The sequence below is a fragment of the Sulfurovum zhangzhouensis genome (assembly GCF_030347965.1).
Classification (GTDB): Bacteria; Campylobacterota; Campylobacteria; order Campylobacterales; family Sulfurovaceae; genus Sulfurovum; species Sulfurovum zhangzhouensis.
Genome location: NZ_JAQIBD010000007.1, coordinates 1 through 2409 on the forward strand (window position 1 = coordinate 1; position 2409 = coordinate 2409).

Annotated in this window: 1 rRNA gene; it reads right to left on the reverse strand. The window is 49.5% G+C overall.

The window, feature by feature from the left end:
* A 23S ribosomal RNA gene (locus PGH07_RS11365) occupies positions 1-2409 on the reverse strand; the annotation flags it as partial.

Sequence of the window (2409 nt, forward strand, 5' to 3'; positions counted from 1 at the left end):
CCCACGGCAGATAGGGACCGAACTGTCTCACGACGTTCTGAACCCAGCTCGCGTACCGCTTTAAATGGCGAACAGCCATACCCTTGGGACCTGCTTCAGCCCCAGGATGCGATGAGCCGACATCGAGGTGCCAAACCTCCCCGTCGATGTGAGCTCTTGGGGGAGATCAGCCTGTTATCCCCGGCGTACCTTTTATCCTTTGAGCGATGGCCCTTCCACACAGAACCACCGGATCACTATGACCGACTTTCGTCTCTGCTCGACATGTACGTCTTGCAGTTAAGCTGGCTTGTACCATTATACTCTACGATGGATTTCCAACCCATCTGAGCCAACCTTTGTAAGCCTCCGTTACTTTTTAGGAGGCGACCGCCCCAGTCAAACTACCCACCAGACATTGTCCTCCGTCAGGATAACTGACGCAAGTTAGCAATCAGAATATATAAGGGTGGTATCTCAAGGATGGCTCATCATCAGCTGGCGCCGATGAATCAAAGCCTCCCACCTATCCTGCACAAATATATCCCAATTGCAGTGTCAAGCTGTAGTAAAGGTGCACGGGGTCTTTCCGTCTTGCCGCGGGTAGGAGGAATTTTCACCTCCACTACAATTTCACTGGATCCCTGGTCGAGACAGCTCCCATCTCGTTACGCCATTCATGCAGGTCGGTATTTAACCGACAAGGAATTTCGCTACCTTAGGACCGTTATAGTTACGGCCGCCGTTTACTTGGGCTTCGATCAAGAGCTTCGCTTACGCTAACCCCATCAATTAACCTTCAAGCACCGGGCAGGCGTCACACCTTATACATCCTCTTACGAGTTAGCAAAGTGCTGTGTTTTTGATAAACAGTCGGGAGGGACTCTTTGTTGCAACCTCTCTCGCTTTTTGGAGCAAGTCCATATACAAGAGTAGGCACACCTTATTCCGAAGTTACGGTGCTAGTTTGCAGAGTTCCTTAACCAGGGTTCTTCCACGCGCCTTAGAATACTCATCTCACCCACCTGTGTCGGTTTACGGTACGGGCAACTATAGCTATACTTAGAGGCTTTTCTCGGCACGACGGTATCAACGATTCTGAATCTTCTCCGAAGAGCGTCATCAGCCTGTCAGGTCTCGGAAACAGCCGGCGGATTTTCCTATCCAGCTTACCTACACCCTTCGACCCACTATTCCATCAGTGAGCTCGTTTAACCCTATGCGTCCCCCCATCGCGCGCTATAGTTGGTATTGGAATATTAACCAATTTGCCATCGTCTACCCCTTTCGGACTCGACTTAGGACCCGACTAACCCTACATTGACGAGCATCGTGTAGGAACCCTTGGGTTTTCGGCGAACAGGATTCTCACCTGTTTTATCGCTACTCATGCCTGCATGCTCACTTCTAGCCGCTCCACCACTCCTTACCGGTATGGCTTCAATGCTGACTAGAACGCTCTCCTACCACTCACACTAATGTGTGAATCTACAGCTTCGGTGTCTATTTTAGCCCCGTTATATTTTCGGCGCAGAATCGCTAGACCAGTGAGCTGTTACGCTTTCTTTAAAGGATGGCTGCTTCTAAGCCAACCTCCTGGTTGTCTAAGCAACTCCACATCCTTTTCCACTTAAATAGAACTTTGGGACCTTAGCTGGTAGTCTGGGCTGTTTCCCTTTCGACCTAGGATTTTATCACCCTATGCCTGACTGCCATGAATTCACATATGGTATTCGGAGTTTGACTGGGGTTGGTACCTTGGTGTAGGCCCTAGCCCAATCAGTGCTCTACCCCCATATGTTTCGAACATGACGCTATACCTAAATATATTTCGGAGAGAACCAGCTATCACTAAGTTTGATTGGCCTTTCACCCCTATCCACAGGTCATCAGAGCACGTTTAAAGGTGCACCTGTGCGGTCCTCCACTGGCTCTTACACCAGCTTCAACCTGCCCATGGATAGATCACTTAGTTTCGGGTCTGCAGCAACTAACTATTCGCACGTTAACACTCGCTTTCGCTACGGCTTCGGGTATCCTTAACCTCGCTAGTCACCACAACTCGCAGGCTCATTATGCAAAAGGCAGTCCATCACCCTGATAAATCATAGGGCTCTGAATGATTGTAGGCAGATGGTTTCAGGTTCTATTTCACTCCGCTCACCGCGGTTCTTTTCACCTTTCCCTCACGGTACTGGTTCACTATCGATCCTGGAGTAGTATTTAGCCTTGGAAGGTGGTCCTCCCATATTCAGTCAGGGTTTCACGTGTCCCGACCTACTCGAATAGTCTCTGGTTAGTTTTCGTATACGGGACTTTCACCCTCTATGGTCAAGCATTCCAGCTTGTTCTACTAACACCCCAAAGAGTTTAGGGCTAGTCCCCTTTCGCTCGCCGCTACTAAGGGAATCTCGGTTGATTTCTTTTCCT